General features: G+C 38.0%; 17 protein-coding genes. 8 read left to right on the plus strand and 9 right to left on the minus strand.

The window, feature by feature from the left end; all coding sequences use genetic code 11:
• Positions 1-362 precede the first annotated feature (362 nt).
• From DVW83_RS08195 to mnmE, 5 genes are all read right to left on the minus strand, one after another.
• On the minus strand, positions 363-3,512 hold the full coding sequence (locus DVW83_RS08195) for a type I restriction endonuclease subunit R (RefSeq protein ID WP_137239280.1): 3,150 nt from the start codon (positions 3,510-3,512) through the stop codon (positions 363-365).
• Positions 3,513-3,524: 12 nt separating this feature from the next.
• On the minus strand, positions 3,525-4,718 hold the full coding sequence (locus DVW83_RS08200) for a restriction endonuclease subunit S (protein WP_137239282.1): 1,194 nt from the start codon (positions 4,716-4,718) through the stop codon (positions 3,525-3,527).
• Positions 4,708-6,303 (minus strand): type I restriction-modification system subunit M, encoded by a 1,596-nt coding sequence (locus DVW83_RS08205; protein ID WP_104660242.1) that lies wholly within the window; start codon positions 6,301-6,303, stop codon positions 4,708-4,710. The genes DVW83_RS08200 and DVW83_RS08205 overlap by 11 nt, the downstream gene beginning before the upstream one ends.
• 1,114 nt (positions 6,304-7,417) lie before the next feature.
• Positions 7,418-9,313, minus strand: coding sequence for a tRNA uridine-5-carboxymethylaminomethyl(34) synthesis enzyme MnmG (gene mnmG, locus DVW83_RS08210; protein ID WP_104660243.1), 1,896 nt, complete (start codon positions 9,311-9,313; stop codon positions 7,418-7,420).
• A 13-nt stretch (positions 9,314-9,326) separates the two neighbouring features.
• The gene (gene mnmE, locus DVW83_RS08215) at positions 9,327-10,724 is read right to left on the minus strand and encodes a tRNA uridine-5-carboxymethylaminomethyl(34) synthesis GTPase MnmE (protein ID WP_104660244.1); all 1,398 of its coding nucleotides are present in this window, start codon (positions 10,722-10,724) and stop codon (positions 9,327-9,329) included.
• 1,464 nt (positions 10,725-12,188) lie between these two features.
• Here mnmE and DVW83_RS08225 point away from each other — a divergent pair.
• Positions 12,189-12,527, plus strand: coding sequence for a heavy metal-binding domain-containing protein (locus DVW83_RS08225; protein WP_104660245.1), 339 nt, complete (start codon positions 12,189-12,191; stop codon positions 12,525-12,527).
• A gap of 186 nt (positions 12,528-12,713) precedes the next feature.
• Here DVW83_RS08225 and jag read toward each other — a convergent pair whose 3' ends face one another.
• The 4 genes from jag to rpmH form a co-directional block, all read right to left on the minus strand.
• A complete protein-coding gene (jag, locus tag DVW83_RS08230; RefSeq protein WP_104660246.1) occupies positions 12,714-13,472 on the minus strand; it encodes an RNA-binding cell elongation regulator Jag/EloR in 759 nt (252 codons plus the stop codon).
• 14 nt (positions 13,473-13,486) lie between these two features.
• On the minus strand, positions 13,487-14,308 hold the full coding sequence (locus DVW83_RS08235) for a YidC/Oxa1 family membrane protein insertase (RefSeq protein WP_104660247.1): 822 nt from the start codon (positions 14,306-14,308) through the stop codon (positions 13,487-13,489).
• On the minus strand, positions 14,305-14,661 hold the full coding sequence (gene rnpA, locus DVW83_RS08240; protein ID WP_005875793.1) for a ribonuclease P protein component: 357 nt from the start codon (positions 14,659-14,661) through the stop codon (positions 14,305-14,307). Before rnpA ends, DVW83_RS08235 begins: the two co-directional genes overlap by 4 nt.
• 117 nt (positions 14,662-14,778) lie before the next feature.
• Positions 14,779-14,913, minus strand: coding sequence for a 50S ribosomal protein L34 (rpmH, locus tag DVW83_RS08245; protein ID WP_002293121.1), 135 nt, complete (start codon positions 14,911-14,913; stop codon positions 14,779-14,781).
• 532 nt (positions 14,914-15,445) lie between these two features.
• Here rpmH and dnaA point away from each other — a divergent pair.
• From dnaA to rpsF, 7 genes are all read left to right on the plus strand, one after another.
• On the plus strand, positions 15,446-16,780 hold the full coding sequence (gene dnaA / locus DVW83_RS08250; RefSeq protein ID WP_104660249.1) for a chromosomal replication initiator protein DnaA: 1,335 nt from the start codon (positions 15,446-15,448) through the stop codon (positions 16,778-16,780).
• Positions 16,781-16,968: 188 nt separating this feature from the next.
• Positions 16,969-18,099: a DNA polymerase III subunit beta gene (dnaN, locus tag DVW83_RS08255; protein WP_104660250.1), complete on the plus strand. Its 1,131-nt coding sequence runs from the start codon at positions 16,969-16,971 to the stop codon at positions 18,097-18,099.
• Between the two features lie 216 nt (positions 18,100-18,315).
• Positions 18,316-18,558: a S4 domain-containing protein YaaA gene (gene yaaA, locus DVW83_RS08260; protein ID WP_005875799.1), complete on the plus strand. Its 243-nt coding sequence runs from the start codon at positions 18,316-18,318 to the stop codon at positions 18,556-18,558.
• Positions 18,545-19,666: a DNA replication/repair protein RecF gene (recF, locus tag DVW83_RS08265; RefSeq protein ID WP_005875801.1), complete on the plus strand. Its 1,122-nt coding sequence runs from the start codon at positions 18,545-18,547 to the stop codon at positions 19,664-19,666. The genes yaaA and recF overlap by 14 nt, the downstream gene beginning before the upstream one ends.
• A complete protein-coding gene (gene gyrB, locus DVW83_RS08270; RefSeq protein ID WP_104660252.1) occupies positions 19,667-21,613 on the plus strand; it encodes a DNA topoisomerase (ATP-hydrolyzing) subunit B in 1,947 nt (648 codons plus the stop codon).
• 19 nt (positions 21,614-21,632) lie between these two features.
• Positions 21,633-24,134 (plus strand): DNA gyrase subunit A, encoded by a 2,502-nt coding sequence (gene gyrA / locus DVW83_RS08275; protein ID WP_104660253.1) that lies wholly within the window; start codon positions 21,633-21,635, stop codon positions 24,132-24,134.
• Between the two features lie 174 nt (positions 24,135-24,308).
• On the plus strand, positions 24,309-24,608 hold the full coding sequence (rpsF, locus tag DVW83_RS08280) for a 30S ribosomal protein S6 (RefSeq protein ID WP_005875806.1): 300 nt from the start codon (positions 24,309-24,311) through the stop codon (positions 24,606-24,608).
• Positions 24,609-24,653: the final 45 nt, after the last annotated feature.

Raw genomic sequence — 24,653 nt, forward strand, 5'->3', positions numbered from 1 at the left:
ATGGTATCTGAAACAACTAAAAACTTGCTGTTACAGCAAAAAATCACTTTATCTCCGTTTCATTTCAGATACATTTCACTTAAGCGGATTCCAAAAAAGCAAAAGAAAAAGGAACCCCTAGTTAGCCCATGCTTTTTATTGGTTCCTCTCGAAACACGGTCATATACCAACGGGGTGGGGTAAATGAATGAAAAAGGTGGAGGAAACATTATTCAATAGCTGTCTTAAATACTTCGTTATAAAATGTGAACAAATAAAAGACATCCTGCAACTGCAGAATGCCTCAAGACATCTATCCCTATTTTCTACACTTCCACTTTACTACCATCTTTGAATCGTACAATTTTCTTAACTCTTCTCGTTTACCTCAATTCATTTTCAAGAGGAATCAACTTATCATCTAACATTTTACGCCATGCTCGCTTCATTTCTTGTGGGTATTTAAATGGCTTCGCTTCTGGATGTTTGGCTTTATAACCTTCGTAATCCTTACTGTTGATAATTGCTTTCATATTAGGAATTGGATCTTCACCTGGCATATATTGCAGATTAGAAGCATGTAATTCTTTCTCAGAAACAAGCCACTCATTGGAAAAGGCATGAATCAAATCATCACTTGCTTGTGTAAAATAGCGACGTTTAATGACAAAGATATCTTCATTACTATCTAAAGTCCCCACATCAAATGCATTTAAAATTTGTCGGTAAACTTCTTTGACTCCTTCTGTTTTATTCAATTTAGCCAAAGCTTTTTCAATTTCTTCTCGTGCATCTGAACTATTCGCAGCATAAGTTCCTAGTAATTGATCAATATAAGTAGAATCAATATCATACAACTTCGTGGTATTTTCACTATAAAATTCGATCGTTGAAAAATCTTCTCCTTCTTTTTCTGGTTCTTCCTCTATTAATGAACCCTTCACGGTCTCATATACACCAATTTGTTCTTCCAAAAGTTGAATTTGATTGTTCAAGGTTGGGGATTTCACCATATCATCATTATAGTCATCATAAGTCACTAACGATTCATACGCACGATTCAATTCTTGAAATGCTTTGACATATTCGATACGAGTTTCAAGTGGCGTATGTTCATCCATGGATTCCATGGATGAAACCTCTTTTAACTTACGATATGCTTGCTTGAATCTTTTTTTGGATTCCTGATAACTTGGATAAATCAAACCCGATTCTTCTTTTGCTTCTGAATACAGCTTTGTCGCATCCTCGACATTCTTCTCCATTGTGGCTGGCTTACGAAACGTCACAATCAATCCTTTTGTCTTATCAGGATACGTACGATTCGTACGTGAAAAAGCTTGGATCAATCCTGCATACTCTAGATTACGATCCACAAATAGGGTTTGAATCGTAGGGGCGTCAAAACCTGTCAATAGACGATCCACTACAATCACTAAATCGATTTGTTTCCCAAATTGTTTGAATTCCGCTCTTTTTCGTGCCAAACGATTATTGATGTCTCCGTTATAACGCTCAATGTCTGCTAATGACCAGGCAGTATCATAATACTGATTATATTCCTCAATAATTTTTTGCATTTCTTCTTGTTTGGCACTTGAATCTTGGCTATTTTCTTCTAATGAATAGGTAATAGCGATTCGTGGAAAATCAGGATCCTCCATCGTTCGTCCTTCACGAATGAGCTGATTGGGAAACTCTTTTGTTAACCAGTCAGGCTCTTTCGTCATCTCTTTGATGGCTCGATAATACTTTTTGGCCATGTCAATAGAACTCGTAGTTAAGATTGCAGACTTCGTTGGACGGCCATTTCGAAAATCAAATTTTGTATAGGCATTATCTGGACGGAACATTTTATGAATGACTTTTTGGATATGTTCATCTGCTTCAAAAACAGCAGGCTCCAAATAACTTTCTTTTTTAACAGGCTCCATTTGATCGATCATACGATTGATCTGTTCCGATGAATAATCTGCGTATGTTTCTACTTCTTTTAATTTCCGATAGATTTTATTCTCTAGTGAAGTCGGCTCCACGGTGTTTTCATGCTCTACTTGAAATCCTAAGACAGAGCCATCTTCTAGCGCATTCTTAATGGTATAGGTGTGCAAGACCTCTCCATACTGGTCATGGGTCGTGCGTGCCAATTGACCTTTTGCTTGTTTCCGATTCTCAGGGAAAATCGGTGTACCTGTAAAGCCAAACCAAGTGGATTTCGGAAACATTTTTTTGATTTCTTCCATATTTTCAGCACTTAACGCTCGATGACACTCATCTACTACAAACACGATATGTTGCCCCATTAATTTTTGGAAGCGATTGGTTCCTTTTTTCTCTTCTTGTTTCTTTGCATATTTCAATGCCGCATCTAGCTTTTGACGAGTTGTAATGATCACAACATTCGCATTGGCATCTGCCAACAGGGTTTCACTTAATTCTTTGGCACTTCCTGTTCCCACGATCAAGCTATTCGCTTTGGCGTTCCCGGAAGAAATTCCCGTATTAAATTCCGAAGCAAATTTCGTAAACTCTGTGGTGGTTTGATTATCTAAATCTTTGCGGTCCACTAACATAATCGTCCGATCGATCCCCGATTTTCGTGCTAAAAGCTTAGTAGATACAAAACTAGTCAACGTCTTTCCTGAACCAGTCGCATGCCACACATACCCTGATTGATGTTTATTTGCAGCAATAAACAAGGCTTGAATCGCATGCACTTGATAAGGATGTAACACCATGAGGGTTTTATTGTCTTGATCTTCACTGACAATCGTATAATCCGCAATCAAGCGATGGGCATCCGGGATATTTAGCACTTGTTTACAAAACTCATATAAGTTTTCTACCTTTTTATTATCTTTCGTTCGCCAACTAAATAAAAACTTAGGGTGCAAATCCTTTGGTAAGGCATTTGCAAAATAACGAGTGGTTTGTTCATTGGAAACCACAAACAACTGTAAGGTCGAAAAGATATTGTTCCGAAACATGCCTTCTTCTGCATACTTTTTGATTTGATTAAATGCCTGATAAACACCATCTTTTGCGGTTACTTGTTTCAACTCGATTTGGACAATCGGTAAACCATTGATCAATAAGGTAACGTCAAAACGTCGATCCCGTGCGTCTATGTTACTTCCACGTTTTGCAATTTGATGAACCACTTCATAAGTAGAGATTCCTCCACCAATGTCTTGATTGGAATAAAGGATAAGTGAGACAGAACCCAATTGCGAATCTTCCCGTTCAATCGTGATCCGAGCCATCCCATTTTCACCTTTTAACCATTTCGCAGCATCGAATGGGGTTTTCGTTCGCAGTAATAATTCGGTTTTGATCGTTTCAAACTCTTTATCGGTCAAGGGAGAATCATTCAACTCTGCTTGATTATTTGAGATGATTTTTTGGCGTAAATTGTCCCAAAGATCTTCTTCTGATTTTAGATCTGGACGATACGTCCACTGATTATGTCCTTCCCCCAGTACACGGATCAACTGTTCTTCGACTTCCGCTTCCTCACGATGACTAATTTTCATTTTTCTTCCCTCCTAGACAAACATTTTTTGTAAGAAGCCTTTTTTCGTTTCCTTCAGCAAATCTAACTTACGTTGATGCAGAGCGATAGTGTCGTCGAGTTGTTTGAAGAATGTGCCGATTTTTTGTTGTTCTTCTCCGGTTGGAATAGTAATTAGAGCTTCTCTAATATCATTTGATTTAATACTTTCAAATGTTGATCCTGTACTGAATCGATTCCAATAGCCAGACTCTTTCATTTTCCCAAGTTGTTGGAAAATGAAATCATTTCCTTTAATTGCTGCAACTCCACGTCCTAGAACTACATCATAATCAGTTTTTCCGATGTCTCCAACTGGAGCTCGAACACTTAAAATAAGGTCACCTTTTTCTGCTTGTTTTGTAATTTGCGTAGTCCAAACTCTTGGTACAACTCTATTGTTTTTCATATCAGCATTTCCTTGAACCAAAATATAGTCCTCTGGATTCTCTGTATAATTTTCCGAATTTGGAGATTGCCCCATGGTAATTTGAACGATTTCTCCCAACTTCCGCTGTTCCCAATCTTCCGTAAAACCAGAAAACCGAATTTCTGGCACTTTTGCTCCGTTTTTAGGGAACATTTTTTGTAAGAATCCTTTTTTCGTTTCCTTCAGCAAATCTAATTTGCGCTGATGAAGAGCGATAGATTTATCAAGCTGGATAAAAAACTGGCCAATTTGTTTTTGTTCTGATTCCTTTTTAGGATAACTTACTGAACATTGAGCTATTTCAACTAAATTTATTTTTTTTGGAAAAGCTGTATGGATAATCCTTTTGTGCAATTCATGTTTGAAATATGGAGTATTAATATATTTTTCTAAATAAAGAAAATTAATTTTTTTGGAGCGTATTAGTGCAAGACTAACATAGTAAGCCAGTGGTGAATCATTTGTGATAATAGCAGTGTCACCAATAATACCAGCAGTAATCCTAGTCATTAATATATCATTTTTTTTAGGCTTAATTTTGAAGTTAGTCTCAAAATCATCCTCAGATATATATTTGCCAGTGCCCAAAATATTTTGAATATTTTCAACAGATACAAATGGAATTCCTGATTTAGTATATTTAGGTGTTTGATGTGTTCCATCATAGTATTCAGCAACTTCCCCCAACTTACTCTGTTCCCAAGCTTCCGTAAATCCAGGAAACCGAATTTCTGGTCGTGGTCGTGTATCATTGCTCATGTTTGAACACCTCCAGCGCACCTTGTAACCACGCTTCGTTTTCAGGTGTTGTTTGCAGGGAAGAGATAGTTTCCAATAGTTCTTTTTCTAGCACTTGCTGTTCTTGTCGTATCTTCTTGATGTCATTTCCGACATGAACCATATCAATTGGTTCTTCTTCTTCGAACGTATCGACATAGCGTGGGATATTTAAGTTATAGTTATTTTCTTTGATTTCATCAAAGGTTGCCAAATGAGCGTATTTCTCGACATCTTTTCTTTCAGCGTAGGTTTCAAGGATTTTTTGAATGTTTTCTTCTGATAGTTTATTTTGATTTTTCCCTTTGACAAATTCTCGACTAGCGTCAATGAATAATACATCGCGAGTTTGACGATTCTTCTTCAATACAATCACCGTCGTTGGAATAGATGTACCAAAGAACAAGTTCGCAGGCATACCGATCACAGCATAAATACTGCCGTCTTCTAATAATTTTTGACGAATGACCCCTTCTGCAGCGCCACGGAATAAAACTCCGTGTGGCAAGACGATGGCCATGGTCCCTGTTTCCTTCAAATGATAGAACCCATGAAGAAGAAACGCAAAGTCTGCTTTGGATTTTGGCGCTAATTTCCCATAACGATTAAACCGAGAATCGTCTAAGAAAGTCGTATCTGCTGACCAGTTAGCCGAATAAGGTGGATTCATCACTACTGCATCAAATGTGTAAGGTTCATCTGTTGGCCAGTCCTTATTCAGCGTATCCCCATTGCGGAGATTCATTTCTTCGGCATCTACCCCATGTAAAATCAAGTTCATTTTTGCTAGATTGTATGTCGTTGTATTTAATTCTTGCCCATGATATTTAACGTTATCTGGGTGAGTTAAGTAGTTACGCACATTTAACATCAGTGAACCTGAACCCATGGTTGGGTCAAAGACACTAAAGAAAGGGCGTTCTTTTTGATCTAGTGTCACGATTTGTGCCATCATATCAGAAACCATGTGAGGTGTATAAAATTCTCCAGCTTTCTTCCCTGCTTCTGAAGCAAATTGACTGATTAGAAACTCATAAGCATCCCCGATCACATCCCCATCGTGACCTAAAACTTCCACGTCATTCAATTTCTTAATGACTTCGGTAATCGTCACATTTCGTTGTTGCTCATCTGTTCCTAGTTTTTTTGATTGGAGATCCACATCATCAAATAACCCATTAAATTGATTGTAGGTAGATGCCAATTGCACAAAGGCTTTATTTAAATCATTCAATTGAAAGATCGCTTGTTTTGCTTGATCTGCTAATACATTGAAAAGATACTCTGGTGCAATCGCATACCCCAAAATATCAACGATTGTGGAGATCAGATCTTCTTTTGATTCCTCATCTGAAAGTAATTCACGATACAACATCGTTTGTTTGCTTACTGTGTCATATTCCTCTAAGGATTCATCTGCTAAAAGAACCACTTGTTCCAACAAACGGTCGGATAAATATTTATAGAAAATCAGCCCCAATAAATAATTTTTATATTCTGACGCATCCATTTTACTGCGGAGATTATCTGCCGCACTAAATAACTTCTGATTTAATTCTGCACCCAAAAAGATACACTCCTATCTCTTATTTAAAGTTGCTATATACCCTCTTATTTTAGCATACTCAGTTTTATAAAAAGCAAAAAAAAAGAAAGAAGCTTATTCTTGATAACAAGCTACGTGACGTATATCCCTGACACAAAAATAGCCATATCCTTTGGTTTGGATACGGCTATTTGATATTGCTCATTTAATTGTCAGATCACAGCAGGCGTGAATTTCCTTGTACTCAACTCCTAGCGATGTCATACTTGTAAAATCACCACAAACAGAAAGACTGAAAATAGTAAAAATACATAGAATTACTAATACATTTTTTCATAACTACCACCTCTATATAACTACACAAAAATTCACGAAGAATTAGTCAACTTTACTTTTTCTCACTAAATTAATATTCCATAGCCGTAGGTATTCCTAATTACTAAAATCATTCTTTTTACTTGTAACCTAACCTCAAAGTTGGTCACTTTTTTTGATATTTTATACACTGGAAATCTGTCGAAATATCCCCTGCCCTTACCAATAATATAGATAAAACCTGTCTCTTCACCAGACTTTATGTTCTCTATCTTAGACTTAATATAGTATCACCATTTAAAGTTATTTCGTACATTTTTATACTCTATTTTAAACTGCAAACCGCCTTTCTTCTGCTAAATTATCTGTCGGCTAACAGTACCCAGTAAATCTTTGTCTTATTTATCAAAAAATACTTAGACAGAAACCTGTCGCCGGCTAAACTAATTATCATCAATCCTACAAAATAAAAAAATAAGCTGCTTTCCAAATTTTCCTTAACTATCATCATATTTGATATTTCCACTTATACGGCGGAAACCATAGAAACTCCCTAGTGTATTTGCACCTTTGGAAGTTTCTATTCGGACGGTATATATAATAAATTTAAATCAGTTTAACATTAATATCTCAGTATATGGTATCTCTACATATACGCGGTCTTTCTTTGGATAGTATTCAATATTTATATTTATTGCACTCCCATTGTCTAACGTAGCTTTAGCCCGGTATGTATTATCTCCATTTTCATGAGTGATTGTCACATCCTCACATACTAAAAGGACTCATGTTAAAAAATGAGTCCTTTAGTATCAATAATTTAAGCTTCGACTTTCTCAATCTTCCCTTGTTCGATGTAGACCATCAAAATACTTAAATCAGCTGGATTTACGCCGCTGATTCGACTTGCTTGTGCAATCGTTTCAGGTTGGATTTTTTGTAATTTTTGTTTTGCTTCGGTTGCCAAGCCGTTAATTGCCGCATAGTCGATATGTTCTGGTATCTTTTTGGCTTCCATCCGTTTTAATTTTTCTACTTTTTCAAGTGCCTTTTTGATATATCCTTCATATTTGATCTGGATTTCTGCTTGTTCGATTTCTTTGCGTGTCAATGCTTCATTCGCAGGAATAAACTGCAATAGATCCTGGTAGCTGATCTCTGGACGTCTTAAGAAATCACTTGCTAAAACACCATCTTTTAATGGAGCTGCATTAATTGTTGCTAAGAAAGCTTGAACTTCTTCTGTTGGTTTGATACGAACGCTCATCAAACGTTTGATTTCTTCTTCAACAGCGGCTTTCTTTTTCAAATATGCATTGTATTGGTCTTCTTTGACCAAACCTACTTGGTGGCCCATTTCAGTAAGACGTAGATCCGCGTTATCATGACGTAAGAGCAAACGGTATTCTGCGCGAGAAGTCAATAAACGGTAAGGTTCGTTTGTTCCTTTTGTGACTAAATCATCGATCATCACACCGATATAACCATCACTTCGTTTGATTACCAACGGTTCTTTTCCTTGCACTTTCAATGCAGCATTGATCCCAGCAATCAAGCCTTGTCCAGCTGCTTCTTCGTAGCCGCTTGTTCCATTTGTTTGTCCGGCCGTGTAAAGATTTTCAACGACTTTCGTTTCTAGTGTTGGACGTAATTGGTGTGGTTCAACGACATCATATTCGATCGCATAACCGGTACGCATCATCTCTACTTTTTCCAAACCAGCAATCGAATGTAACACATCTACTTGGACATCTTCTGGCAAAGAAGTTGATAATCCTTGTACATAGACTTCTTCCGTATGCAATCCTTCTGGTTCCAAGAATAATTGATGACGTGGTTTGTCAGCAAAACGAACGATCTTATCTTCGATTGATGGGCAATAGCGTGCGCCCACACCTTCTACGATCCCAGTAAACATCGGCGCGCGATGCAAGTTATCACGGATGATTTGGTGGGTCGTTTCTCCAGTATAAGTTAGCCAGCAAGATTCTTGATCTAAATTATATGCACTGTCAGGTGTACTGAAACTAAAATGATTGGGTTCCTTGTCACCTGGTTGTTCTTCTGTGACTGAATAATCGATCGTGCTTGATTTAACACGTGGCGGTGTTCCTGTTTTGAACCGTTCAATGGCAAAACCAAGCTCTTTCAAATTATTCGCTAAGCCAACAGAAGGTTGGGAGTTATTAGGACCAGAAGAATATTTTAATTCTCCGATGATGATTTCGCCACGTAGTGCTGTTCCAGCAGTGATGACAACAGCCTTCGCACGATAACTCGCTCCAGTAGAGGTGATTACACCACAGCAAACACCATCTTCAACGATCAATTCTTCGACAATTCCTTGACGCAAAGTCAAATTTGGTTCTTTTTCGATCGTATGTTTCATTTCTGCGGAATAAGCATGTTTGTCTGCTTGCGCACGTAATGCTCTGACAGCTGGGCCTTTCCCAGTATTCAACATGCGCATTTGAATATAGGTCTTATCGATATTTTTACCCATTTCCCCGCCTAATGCGTCGATTTCGCGGACAACGACTCCTTTGGCAGGTCCGCCAACGGACGGATTACATGGCATAAAAGCAACCATATCCAAATTGATGGTTAATAGTAATGTTTTTGAGCCCATTCTTGCTGCGGCTAATGCGGCTTCAGACCCCGCATGTCCAGCACCGACAACGATCACGTCATAGGCATCTGCTTGATAATGATTCAAAAGATTTTCCTCCTTATTTTCCTAAACAAAATTGACTAAATAATTGAGTAATCAGTTCATCTTGTACACTGTCTCCGACCACTTCACCTAAGTAATCCCAACAGCGAGTCATGTCGATTTGCACTAAGTCTACAGGCATACCAGCTGCGATGCCCTCGATGACTTCCTCTAATGAAATAGCTGCTTTTTCAAGCAAAGCGATGTGACGCGTATTTGAGACGTATGTCGCATCACGTTCTCCTGTTTGACCACCAAAGAATAAATCTGAAATTGCTGTTTCTAAACGATCCAAACCATCATTTTTAGTCACAGAGACAGCAAAGACTGGTTCATTTTCTACCCATTGTTCAAGTTTTTCTGTTTCTAATTTCGGTGGTAGGTCTGTTTTATTTAGAAGAATGATCCGTTTCAACCCCTTCGTGGCCTCTAGCAATTGTTCATCTTCTCTCGTTAAAGGTTCACTTTGATTCAAGACTAATAAAATCAAATCTGATTCAGCGAGTGCTTTGCGGCTTCGTTCCACGCCGATCCGTTCCACAACATCTTCTGTTTCACGGATACCTGCTGTATCGATCAATTTCAATGGTACCCCGCGGACATTGACATATTCTTCGATGACGTCTCGCGTCGTTCCTGCGATGTCAGTGACAATTGCTTTTTCTTCTCGTAATAAGTGATTCAAGAGACTTGATTTTCCTACATTTGGTCGTCCAATGATTGCTGTACTCAAACCTTCACGAAGAACTTTTCCTTGCTTCGAAGTAGCTAGCAACGCTTGGATTCTTTCTTGGATCATCGTGGCTTTTTCTAATAATAATTTTGTTGTCAATTCTTCTACATCATCATATTCAGGATAATCAATATTGACTTCGACTTGTGCTAATGTTTCTAAAATTTCTTGTCGTAACGAACGGATCAATGCAGACAGATTCCCATCTAACTGGTTCAACGCTAAACCCATTGCCTTGTCGGTTTTCGCACGAATCAGATCCATCACTGCTTCAGCTTGGGATAGATCTACACGTCCATTTAAGAAGGCCCGTTTTGTAAATTCACCAGGTTCCGCTAGCCTTGCACCTTCACGCAATAATAATTGTAAGATTTGGTTTACTACAACGATTCCGCCATGGCAATTGATTTCTACTACATCTTCACGAGTAAATGTTTTGGGTGCTAACATGACAGAAACCATGACTTCATCAACTAACTGTTCATTTTTAGGATCAACGATATGTCCATAATGGATGGTATGACTTGGGACTTCAAGTAAACTTTTCTTTCCACAACTGTATACTTTATCTGCTAACGCTACTGCTTGATCTCCGCTGAGGCGGACAATACTGATGGCGCCTTCTCCAGGTGGAGTCGAAATTGCAGCAATCGTATCAAATTCTAAAGTAATTTCAACCATTTTCTCACTTCCTCTTTCATTTTACGCACAAAAAAAGCGCCCACTTCACCCTTTGTAATAAATGGTGAACTTAGCACTTTGACTGCTTGTTCTCGATTAAATTCTGGTCATAGGTTATCACATCTAATAGAAGGAATCAAGGATTTTTAATCGGAGACTGGCTTTATCTTTACTAGGACTTTCATGTTTTTAGGTAAACTTTACCTGATTTATCTTAGCTGATTCTTTTCACTTTTTTCGCAACATGGAAGTGGGCTATTTCTTGAGTCGTTCTCTTTTATTACCGGGGTTGCTCTATCTTTAACTCTTGTGACCTTAGTGTTTTTTGTAGTCACACACGGTGCGTCTCTTTTCCTTTTTTTAGTTTATAAGGAATTTTTTCTTGCTGAGGTACTTCGGTACGTTTACTTTTTTCATCTAGGTATGTCACTAGTGCCTGTTGCAGTATTTTTTAATGTTTTACTAGAAGCTCCACTGTTTTTCAAATGAACTATCGCTAACTTAGCCAATTCTTCTTTGAAATCTCCATTAGATAAATTAGGAATACTTGATTTATAAAATATTTATTTTGACCTGTTTCTTGACCCCTAAAATATATTTCATTGCACCATTTAAATTATTGACCATACAATTATCTTGGACATATTGTGAGGTTGCCAGATCCTTGGAATAATATTCTTTCTTTGCACAACGACTGAACAAATGAAGCGGACGATATTCTTCAAATGGTCCTTTTATTAATTCGTTTCGTTCAAATCAATTCAGATGTAGCCGTCCTATACGCAATGCCTGAGTGATTGCCCTGATCTTTTGTGGTGAATTTTTGATTTTATAGATATAAATCGGTGTAATCTGTTTCTTTTAGTCATCTATGTAAACAGCTGCCCTTAATTTTTTTTGAATGGATTGGCATCAATTCAATCACGGCATTAGGCACTTTTTTCATTTTTTCCTGGATCGGATTTCCCATTAGATTTAAATTCTGAATAATTCTGCTGCATATGTTTTTCACGTACTCTTCACTGTTTAGGTACCTTTGACGTTTTCGCATAACTAATCGTAAAAGTTTCGCCTGCTTTCTTTCTCTAAATAAATCGTAAATACCCAAAGATCATCACCTCGATCTAGTATTTTAGAGTGTGGGACAAATCTAAAAATCAGGTTTGCTACAGACCCTCGAATAAACGGCGTACAAAAGTCAAGCTTTTCGGAAATTTCAAAAAAACGATCAATACAAAAAGCGTATTGTTCATTTTTTTCTCCAATTTTTCAAACCTAAACGACTTTTATCTCAACCTCTTCTCAAGTGTAGCAGTATTATTTTTAGTTTAAAATCTGTCTTTTCCCTAACTAGAAATAATCGTTGCTCTTTCTTACATACTCCTTTATCTTTCTTTAAAAAAAAGGTACACTAAAATGGTAGCGCTATCTACCTACACTTTGTTTTATCGAAAGGAGAACCTTATGGGCCAGTTTAATCCTGTTTCATTTGACGGTGAAGATGACCCGCGCATCAATGATGTCGTGTTGTCCACGGGAAATATCAACCAAAAATATATTGTACGTGATATTGTTTTTGTGGTGGAATGCTTTGAAGCTGACTTGTTTGACCCAAATTTTAATACTGAGGATCTGTTTTTAACAACGAAACGAAAGTTAAAAAAGAAAGTGCTGGAATACGGGGCAAACGCAGTGATCAATTGTCATTTTGACTATCAGCAGCGCTCACTTGGCGAAAAACAGTACTTGGAATTATTTGCCTACGGAACGGTCATCCAATTTGTCCAAACTACGATTGGCTGATTACCTGATACAATTAGTACATCTTAATGCAAAAAAGCACATGAAGCGAGACTTCATGTGCTTTTTCTATCAAAGTAAGACTACTTGAACATCGTATACTCCGATAAGAATGATTTCTAATAAAATATACTTGGTTTAAAAAAGTTTGTCAATGAGTATTCATTATTTCTAGAAATCATCCTTCTGTTACAAGCGTTTTTTCACTGGCTCAACGACCAAATAACGATAAGGTTCATCACCTTCTGAATGAGTTTGGACAACTTCATTTTTACTCAATACCGCATGGATCTGCTTTCGTTCAAAAGCAGGCATTGGTTCTAAAAATACCGGTTGTCCCGTACGACTGACTTTATCCGCTGTACGTTCTGCAAGTCGTTGGATGATTTCTTGGCGTTTCTCCCGATAATTGCCTACATTCACTACCACAGAAAGCTTATTTTCAGCTACACGATGAATAAATACTTGGGATAAATATTGTAAGGCATTCAGCGTTTTTCCATGTTTTCCGATCAATAGCCCTTGTTTTTGAGTATCCAATTGAAAAACGATCATGTTTGCTTCTCGTTTGATTTTTACTACAGCTGGTGCATCCAATTGTTTCGTAATTTCAGTGAGATAAACTGCTAATTCCGTTAAAGCTGCTTCATCACCTAATTCACTTAGTTCTTTTTTAGGCACTTCTGCTTGAGATTCTTCTTCGTAAACAATTTCTGTTATTTCAGGTTTTTCTTCTAAAACTTCTTCCACTGTTTCTTCGATCGTCTCTGAAACAGTTTCACTGATTGAAGGCTTGATCATCAAACGGGCATTCTTTTTTCCTAGACCTAAGAATCCTTTTTTACCTTCATCAAGTATCTCGATCTCTACGTTGTCTTTTGATAGACCCAAATCATCCAGTCCGAGTTGGACCGCTTCATCTATTGTCGCAGCTTCATAAATTGGCATTAGCATTACCTCCCTTATTTTCTACGTTTTTTCTTAGGATTCATTGCTTTCTTCATTGCTCGTTCTTTTTCACGAATACGTTTTGCTTCTTCTTCACGTTCTTTTCTGATTTTAAATGGATTGTTGATCAATAGCGTTTGTAGTACTTGGAACGCATTTGAGACTACCCAGTATAATGAAAGACCACTGGCTAAATTGACACCCATCACTAAAATCATCACAGGCATCACGAAGTTCATGATCTTCATTGATGCATTCGACTCAAGTTGGCTCATACTACTTAAATAAGTACTTGCGAACGTAAAGATAGCCGCTAGAATCGGCAAAATAAATGTTGGATCAGCAGTTCCTAGGTTCAACCATAAAAAGTGTCCTTGTTTTAATTCTGGTACACGTGAAATGGATTGCCACAACGCCATCAAGATTGGCATTTGTACTAATAATGGTAAACAACCTGCATACGGGTTCACATTATTTTCTGCATATAGACGTTGTTGCTCTTCACGTAATTTTCTTTGTGTATCTGGATCTTTTGCACTATATTCTTGTTGTAATGCTTTTAGTTTAGGTTGAAGCTCTTGCGTTTTACGCATGCTCTTTGTCTGAAAATGCATCAAAGGCATCAATATCACACGGATGATCAAGGTGAACAAAATGATCCCGATCCCCACGTTACCAAATGACAATGCCTTGATCGCTTCTGCAAAATAATAAACGATGTAGCGATCCCAAATTCCTGTGCTTTGCGCACTCACTTCTCCAGTTCCACAACCGGATAAGACGACGGCAAGACCTACGATACCTGCCATCAAAAGTAAACGTTTGTATTTCTTCACTTACTCTTTTCCTCTCTATCGATTATTTTTGCAAGTTTTAAGACATGGACTAGATTGGAACGAATCTCATCGTAAGTCAACCCTTTGACACTTGGTCTGGCAATCACAATAAAATCCAATTCCGGGTCGATCTCTTCTTTTAAAGAATAAATCGCTGCACGGAGCTTGCGCTTTACATCATTGCGACATACGGCATTGCCTACTTTTTTACCTACTGAAAGCCCTACACGAAAATGTGGTTGGTCCTTTTTCTCTAAGCGGTAGATGACAAATTTACGATTAGCAAATGATGCTCCTGTTTGGAACACAGCTTGAAATTCTCGTTCTTTTTTAACACGATACGCTTTTTTCATTCGTTTTCTTTCCTTTTCTATCTCTCACTTACGTCAATAATCATACCATATTTCATGTCACTCTTTTACACTTTCGCAAAAAAAGGGCATAAAAAAAACCACTGAAACCCCAGTGGCTTAAGCTGAAAGAACTTTTCTTCCTTTACGACGACGGCTTGCTAAAACACGACGACCATTTTTAGTGCTCATACGTTTACGGAATCCGTGAACTTTTTGACGTTTACGTTTATTTGGTTGGTATGTTCTTTTCATGTATTCCACCTCCAAAATTTCTTATCTACTGATTAAACACAGACATACTTTGATAGTATAACGACAACTAAGGTATTTTGTCAATATAAAATAGAACGATTCTTGTTAAAATACGTATTCTATTTTTCCACAGAACTATTTTTTGCAATGTGTTTTGTATGTGGAAAAAGTTATGCACACGAATTATCCACAGCATTTTCCATGCCCTTTTTACACAGAATAAACACCTGTAAAAAAAATAATCCACAGATAGGGCAAAACTTGTGAATTTCTTGCTGAACAATATGATAAATATAGATTTATTATCCACAGATACTTCTGGATAATTTCTCCAAAACAACACTTATCCACCTGTTGATTACTCATGTGGATAAGTGTTTTTCCCACCCGTGTTTTTTTCTTCTCATTCACCTCTTGATTTTGTGGATAAATGTAAAATAAAAATTTTTTCTTTTCTTTCTGTGGAAAACTTCAGCGAAAAATGATAAATTAGTACTAGTTATTCACTTTTTAATGAAGGAGGAGGCCTTATATGGTATCCCTCGATGCTTTATGGAACGAATTAAAAACCACTTACCAAAAAGATTTATCGCCTGCAAGTTATAATACTTGGATCGAAACCGCTCAACCAAGATCGTTGGATCAAAGCCAGTTAGTTGTAGAAGTTCCTAGTAAAATTCATAAAGAATATTGGGAAAAAAACCTAGCGACAAAGATCGTCGAAGTCGGTTATATGCTGACAGGTAAAGAGATCATCCCGCGTTTTGTTACCGGGGAAGAAGCAGAACAAGAAATCATTGAAGACGTCCAAAGTCCAAAAATACCTGTAGCGAATCCCATAAAAAAAGCGATGTTGAATCCTAAATATACCTTTGACACGTTTGTTATTGGGAAAGGAAACCAAATGGCGCATGCTGCGGCATTAGTCGTTGCAGAAGATCCGGGCTCTATTTACAACCCGTTATTCTTTTATGGAGGCGTTGGTCTTGGTAAGACCCATTTGATGCATGCAATTGGTCATCAGATGCTGTTGAGCCAACCTGATGCGAAGGTCAAATACGTTAGTAGTGAAACATTTGCGAATGATTTCATCAACTCGATCCAGAACAAAACAGCAGAAGAGTTTCGTCAAGAATACCGAAATGTTGATCTTTTATTAGTTGATGACATTCAATTCTTTGCAGAAAAAGAAGCTACACAGGAAGAATTTTTCCATACATTCAATGCACTTTACAATGAAGGAAAGCAGATCGTTCTAACAAGTGATCGCTTGCCAAACGAGATACCAAAACTGCAAGAACGTTTAGTATCACGCTTTGCATGGGGGCTTTCCGTTGACATCACGCCACCTGATCTAGAAACACGAACAGCGATTTTGAGAAAGAAAGCCGCTGCTGAACGATTAGAGATCCCCGACGATACGTTAAGTTATATCGCGGGCCAAATCGATTCGAATATCCGTGAATTAGAAGGAGCTCTGGTGCGTGTCCAAGCATTTGCTGCGATGAATAGTGAAGATATTTCAACCAGTTTAGCTGCTGATGCACTGAAAACACTGAAATCTGGCAAAGGACACCCACAACTTTCGATCCTACAGATCCAAGAAGAGGTTGCAAAGTATTACCATATTCAATTAAAGGATCTAAAAGGGAAAAAACGAGTGAAATCGATCGTTGTCCCACGTCAAATCGCAATGTATCTAGCAAGAGAGTTGACTGACAGTTCGCTGCCAAAAATCGGAGCCGAATTTGGCGGAAAAGATCACACCACAGTCATCCATGCGCACGAAAAAATCCAACACTTAGTTGATTCAAGCGTAAGCATGCAGAATGAAGTATCGGAAATCAAAAATTTTCTTTTAAATTAATCAAACCAAAGGAAAAAACGCTTTGTGGATAAAAGTGAAAAAAACAAAAAAGTTATGCACACCTTTTCCACAGCTGTTTTTTCTTTTCTTTCTTGCATTTTTTTAGTTTTCCACAGAATCAACAGTACCTAATACTTTTATTATTTTATATTAACTAATAATAAATACATGTCTAAAGGAGAAACATCATGAAAGTTACCTTAAATCGAGCAAGTTTTATGCAAGAGTTGCAAACTGTTCAACGAGCTATATCAAGTAAAACAACTATTCCCATTTTGACAGGGGTCAAAATCACTCTGACACAAGAAGGATTGACATTAACTGGTAGCAATGCAGATATTTCAATCGAAACACTTTTATCGGTCGAAAATGAAAAAGCACAAATGCAAATTGAATCTACTGGATCAATTGTTTTACAAGCTCGTTTCTTTAGTGAGATCATTCGCCGTTTACCAGAAGAGACATTCACTTTAGAAGTTTTAGAAAATAAACAAGTAGCGATCACTTCAGGTAAAGCCAACTTTTTAGTCAATGGATTAGATGCAGACAATTACCCACATCTACCGATAGTAGAAAGTCATAACCAAATGAAATTACCTGTGCATGTCTTGACGAAACTGATCAACGAAACAGTTTTTGCCGTTTCACAACATGAAAGCCGCCCAATTCTTACAGGGGTCCACTTTATTTTAGAAGGCAATTCTTTGTTAGCTGTCGCAACAGACTCACATCGGTTGAGTCAACGAGTGATCCCAGTTGAACAAGCAGTAGATCAATTCGATATTGTCATTCCTGGTAAAAGTTTAACGGAACTTTCTCGTTCACTAACAAATGAAGAGGAAATCGTTGAAATCAGCATCATGGAAAATCAAGTATTGTTCAAAACAGAAAATATGTACTTTTATTCACGCTTGTTAGAAGGGAACTATCCTGATACGAATCGTTTGATTCCTTCAAGTTTCAATACAGAAGTTGAATTTTCAGTACCTAGCTTCTTAGCAGCGATCGAACGTGCTTCTTTATTGTCACATGAAGGACGTAACAACATCGTTCGTCTATCTATCACTTCAGATTCTGTAGTTCTTTACGGAAATTCTCCTGAAATTGGTAAAGTCGAGGAAAGTTTGAACTATGTGACAAGTAGTGGCGATCCTTTAGAGATCTCTTTCAACCCTGATTACATGAAAGCTGCATTGCGTGCTTTTGGCGATATGAGTATCAAAGTGAAGTTTATTTCTTCTATTCGTCCATTTACTTTAGAACCAACAGAAGACGGTGTTCAATTTATCCAATTGATTACGCCTGTACGTACAAATTAAGCAAATTTCTTGATAGATTGAAAAATTAGATGAAAAGAAACAGAAAAGAAGCAAAAAGCCCTAAAATCAATTTTAAGGCTTTTTGTTTCTTTTTGTTTAAAATACCTTTTTTTGCTTAAATCGTCTTATATGGAAAAATATATGGATAAATTTGTTTTATTGATTAAAAAAAGGTATAATAGAGTATACATTTATAATGAAAATGAGGGATGAAGAGTGAAACAACAAGTCATTCTAAAAACAGAATTTATGACGTTGGGTCAAATGCTAAAAGAAGTCACGGTGATCAGCAGTGGTGGACAAGCAAAATGGTATTTAGCTGAGAACACTGTCTTAGTAGATGGCGAACCTGAGAATCGCCGTGGACGAAAACTTTATCCCGGTATGATGGTTGAAGTTCCAGAAGTAGGAACTTTTTTTATGGTAAAAAAAGGGAAAAAAGATAATGAGGCTGAATAAGCTCTATTTAAAAAATTATCGTAACTATCAGGAATTACAAATAGAGTTTTCGAAAAATCTCGTCATTTTCTTAGGTGAAAATGCGCAAGGAAAGACGAATCTTTTGGAAAGTATTTATGTTTTAGCTATGACTAGAAGTCATCGTACAAGTAGTGAACAAGAATTGATCGGTTGGAATGATGACCAAGCATTGATTCAAGGAGAAATCACGAAAGGTACATCTAAAATCCCTCTAGAAATCTTACTTTCAAAAAAAGGGCGCAAAACAAAAATCAATCATATCGAGCAAAAGAAGTTAAGCAGTTATGTTGGACAATTGAACGTCATCTTATTTGCACCGGAAGACCTTTCTCTAGTCAAAGGTAGTCCTCAGATAAGACGAAAATTTCTTGATATGGAATTAGGCCAAATCAATCCGATCTATCTTTATGATCTGGTTCAATATCAAGGAATCTTAAAACAAAGAAACCAATATTTAAAACAATTGAACGAAAAAAAGCAAACAGATCTACTTTACTTAGATATTTTATCTGAGCAGTTAGCCGAATTTGGCAGTAAAATCTTGAAAGCTCGTGCGCAATTTGTTCAGCGATTAGAATTTTGGGCAAACACGTTGCATCAACAAATCACCCATCAAAAAGAACAATTAGAGATTGAATACGTAACAGCGATTTCTTCTTTGCATTCACAAACACAAGAAGAGATCCAAACACAGTTTTTGGCATTGCTAGATCAGAATAAAAAGAAAGATTTGTTTCGAGGGACAACAACGATAGGGCCCCATCGTGATGACCTTTCTTTTTTCGTCAATCAAAAAAACGTGCAGAATTATGGGTCTCAAGGACAACAGCGAACCACAGCTTTGAGCGTCAAATTAGCTGAAATCGACTTGATCAAAGAAGAAACAGGGGAATATCCAATTCTCTTGCTTGATGATGTGATGAGTGAATTAGATGATAATCGCCAACTGCACTTGCTAGAAACGATTGAAGGTAAAGTCCAAACTTTCTTGACAACAACCACACTTGATCATGTAAAAAATAAAATGACCGTTGAACCTGAGATTTTTTATGTTCAGCAAGGAAAAATAGAAGGAGAAGAAAGTTAAATGACAGATGAGAGAAGTTTAATTGAACGCGCTAAAGAATATGATGCCAGTCAGATTCAAGTCCTTGAAGGATTAGAAGCCGTTCGAAAACGTCCAGGAATGTACATCGGATCTACTAGTTCTGAAGGATTACATCACTTGGTATGGGAAATCGTCGATAATTCGATCGATGAAGTGTTGGCAGGATTTGCTACTAAGATCCAAGTCGTAATTGAAGAGGATAACAGCATCACTGTAATCGATGATGGCCGTGGGATTCCCGTAGATATCCAAGCAAAAACTGGTCGTCCGGCTGTAGAAACTGTTTTTACCGTGCTTCATGCAGGGGGAAAATTCGGCGGAGGCGGATATAAAGTATCTGGTGGACTGCATGGTGTTGGTTCATCCGTCGTTAATGCGTTATCGTCACAATTAGATGTAAAAGTTTATAAAGACGGCAATGTTTATTACCAACAATATCGTCGTGGTGCTGTTGTTGATGATTTAAAAATCATTGAACAAAGTGACCGCCACGGAACAACTGTCCATTTTATTCCAGATCCAGAAATTTTTACAGAGACAACCGTTTTTGATTTCAATAAATTAGCGACTCGTATTCGTGAATTGGCTTTCTTGAATCGCGGCATGCACATCTCGATCGAGGACAGACGCGAAGAAAAAACAGTAGTAAAAGAATACCATTATGACGGTGGGATCAAGAGCTATGTCGAGTATTTAAATGCAAACAAGGTAGTACTTTTCCCAGAGCCAGTTTATTTAGAAGGCGAACAGCAAGATATCACGGTCGAAGTTTCGATGCAATATACCGATGGTTACCATTCAAACATCATGAGTTTTGCGAACAATATCCACACATATGAAGGTGGGACACATGAGTCTGGATTCAAAACAGCATTGACTCGTGTCATCAATGATTATGCGCGTAAACAAAAGCTGATGAAAGAAAACGATGATAATTTGACAGGGGAAGATGTAAGAGAAGGCTTAACAGCAGTCATTTCTATCAAACATCCCGATCCTCAATTTGAAGGACAAACCAAAACAAAACTGGGAAATTCAGAAGTTCGTACTGTAACTGACCGTTTATTCAGCGAGCACTTCATGAAGTTCTTGTTAGAAAATCCAAGTGTCGGACGCCAAATCATCGAAAAAGGATTATTGGCTTCTAAAGCCCGATTAGCTGCTAAACGTGCAAGAGAAGTGACAAGACGAAAAGGTGCGTTGGAAATCAGTAATCTGCCAGGTAAATTGGCCGATTGCTCAAGCAATGATCCTGAAAAATGTGAATTATTCATCGTCGAAGGAGATTCTGCCGGTGGTTCTGCAAAACAAGGACGAAATCGTGAATTCCAAGCGATTTTACCGATCCGTGGGAAAATCCTGAATGTTGAAAAAGCCAGCATGGACAAAATTTTAGCGAATGAAGAAATCCGTTCTTTATTTACAGCGATGGGCACCGGTTTTGGAGAAGATTTTGATGTTTCTAAAGCCCGTTACCATAAATTAGTTATCATGACGGATGCCGATGTCGATGGCGCACATATTCGGACATTACTGTTGACACTATTTTATCGTTATATGCGACCTATCGTGGAAGCAGGATATGTTTATATTGCGCAACCACCATTGTATGGCGTAAAACAAGGGAAAAAAATCACGTACGTTCAGCCAGGTAAAACTGCTGAAGAAGATTTGAAAGAAGTTGTTGCTTCTTTACCAGCGACACCAAAACCTAGTGTACAGCGTTACAAAGGCTTGGGAGAAATGGACGATCATCAATTATGGGAAACAACGATGGACCCTAGCAATCGAATGATGGCTCGCGTCAGCGTGGATGATGCAATTGCAGCCGATCAGATTTTCGAAATGCTGATGGGTGACCGTGTTGAACCACGCCGTGCGTTCATTGAAGAAAATGCCCATTACGTGAAAAACTTAGATATTTAATCATGAAGGAGGAATAAAGATGAGTGAAGAAATCAGAGAGAACATCCATGATGTCAATCTAACTAGCGAAATGAAAGACTCCTTCATCGATTATGCGATGAGTGTTATTGTAGCTCGTGCACTACCGGATGTTCGAGACGGCTTGAAGCCTGTTCATCGCCGTATCTTATACGGAATGAATGAATTAGGTGTGACGCCAGATAAAGCACATAAAAAATCAGCCAGAATCGTTGGGGATGTCATGGGTAAGTATCATCCCCACGGTGATAGTGCGATCTATGAATCGATGGTCCGTATGGCACAGCCATTTAGTTACCGCTACATGTTGGTAGACGGTCACGGAAACTTTGGTTCAGTCGATGGAGATGGGGCTGCTGCGATGCGTTATACCGAAGCGCGTATGAGCAAAATCGCCACAGAGATGCTCCGTGACATCAATAAAAATACAGTCGATTTCCAAAGCAACTATGATGATACAGAAAAAGAACCTGTTGTGTTACCAGCCCGCTTTCCTAACCTTTTGGTAAATGGAACAACTGGTATTGCTGTAGGGATGGCAACGAATATTCCACCTCATAATTTGTCAGAGGTCGTGGCGGCTATTGACCTGTTGATGGAAAATCCAGATGTAACAACGAATGAATTGATGGAAGTACTTCCTGGCCCAGATTTCCCAACAGGCGGTTTAGTTATGGGTAAATCAGGTATCCGTCGTGCCTACGAAACAGGTAAAGGATCAATTACAGTTCGTGCGAAAGTGGAAATCACAGAGATGCCAAACGGTAAAGAACGTATCCTTGTGACGGAATTACCCTATATGGTCAATAAGGCCAAATTGATCGAACGTATCTCTGAATTACACAGAGATAAACGGATCGAAGGAATCACTGATTTGCGTGATGAATCTTCTCGTGAAGGCATGCGGATCGTCATCGATGTTCGTCGTGATGCAAGTGCATCAGTTATTCTAAACAATTTGTATAAATTGACTTCTTTACAAAATTCATTTGGTTTCAATATGTTAGCCATCGAAAAAGGTGTTCCTAAAGTATTAAGCTTGAAGCAAATCCTTGAAAACTATGTTGAACATCAACGTGAAGTGATTACACGTCGTACGATTTTCGAAAAAGAAAAAGCCGAAGCACGTGCTCATATTTTAGAAGGTTTACGTATTGCTTTAGACCATATTGACGAAATCATTGCGATCATCCGTGGCTCTAAATCAGATGATGAAGCAAAAACAACGATGATCGAACGATTCAAACTTTCAGATCGTCAAGCACAAGCGATTTTAGACATGCGTTTACGCCGCTTGACCGGTTTGGAACGTGAAAAAATCGAAAATGAATACCAAGAATTGTTAAAACTGATTACTGACTTAACAGATATTCTTGCTCGTCCAGAACGGGTAACTGATATCATCAAAACAGAATTGGCAGACTTGAACCAACGTTTTGGTGACAAACGCCGTACGGAATTATTGGTAGGCGAAGTATTGAGTCTGGAAGACGAAGACTTGATCGAAGAAGAAGAAATCGTGATCACACTAACAAATAATGGGTATATCAAACGATTAGCAAATAACGAATTCCGAGCACAACGTCGTGGCGGTCGCGGTGTCCAAGGGATGGGTGTCCACAATGACGACTTTGTCAAGAATCTGGTTTCTTGTTCGACCCATGATACATTGCTTTTCTTCACAAACAACGGAAAAGTATATCGTGCAAAAGGCTATGAAATCCCAGAATATGGTCGTACAGCCAAAGGGATTCCGATCATCAATCTATTGGGAATCGATTCAAGCGAAAAAATCCAAGCAATCATCGCTGTAACTGGGCAAGCAGAAGAAGGACATTATCTATTCTTTACAACGCGCCAAGGAACGGTAAAACGAACCACTGTGACAGCATTCGCTAATATCAGAAGCAATGGCTTGATTGCTATCGGTTTGAAAGAAGATGATGAATTAGTCAATGTTCTGCTAACGGATGGTCGATCCAATATCATCATTGGTACACATAACGGGTATTCTGTAACATTCTCTGAAGAGGCCGTTCGTGATATGGGACGTACAGCTTCAGGTGTGAGAGGAATTCGTTTACGTGAAGAAGATTATGTAGTCGGTGCAGCCTTGATGAATGAAGATCACGAAGTACTGATCATCACAGAAAAAGGGTACGGTAAACGAACAAAAGTTTCTGAGTATCCAGTAAAAGGTCGTGGTGGTAAAGGAATCAAAACAGCCAATATCACAGAAAAAAATGGTCCATTAGCTGGTCTAGCGACTGTGGTTGGAGATGAAGACATCATGTTGATCACTGATAAAGGGGTCATCATTCGTTTCAACGTAGCAACCGTTTCTCAAACAGGACGTGCAACTTTAGGGGTACGCTTGATCAAGATGGAAGCTGATACGAAAGTAGTAACGATGGCGACCGTCGAACCTGAAAGTCCAGAAGAGGCTACAAGTGAAGAAGTAGATGTATCAACGGAAACAATGGACGATCAATCGGAGGAATAATCATCAAGATGAAAAAACAGTCAAGAGAAATCTTGACTGCTTTTTCTTTTTGTCCTCTTGCTTTAACTGTTTATTTCGTGTATAATCAAGGATTGTGAGTAGTCTAATTTATTAGAAAACTCTCCTTGCTCTTGGGAACCTAAGAGCCGAAAGTCCATAGGGAGGTGAATATCAATGGAAAATACGAAATATGAAATCATGTATATTATTCGTCCAAACATTGATGAAGAAGCAAAAACTGCTTTAATCGAACGTTTCGATACAATCTTAAAAGATAACGGAGCTGAAGTTATCGAATCTAAAGATTGGGAAAAACGCCGTTTAGCGTATGAAATGAACGGTTACCGTGAAGGTATCTATCACATCGTTAAAGTAACTTCTCCATCATCAGCAGCTGCTGTCAATGAATTTGACCGTCTTGCTAAAATCAACGACGATATTATTCGTCACATGATTGTTAAAGAAGAAGCTTAATCATTGTTTCATGTGGAACAATGGAAAACGATGAGAGGAGATGAC

The organism is Enterococcus sp. VV15 (genome assembly GCF_005236045.1).
GTDB lineage: Bacteria > Bacillota > Bacilli > Lactobacillales > Enterococcaceae > Enterococcus_B > Enterococcus_B durans.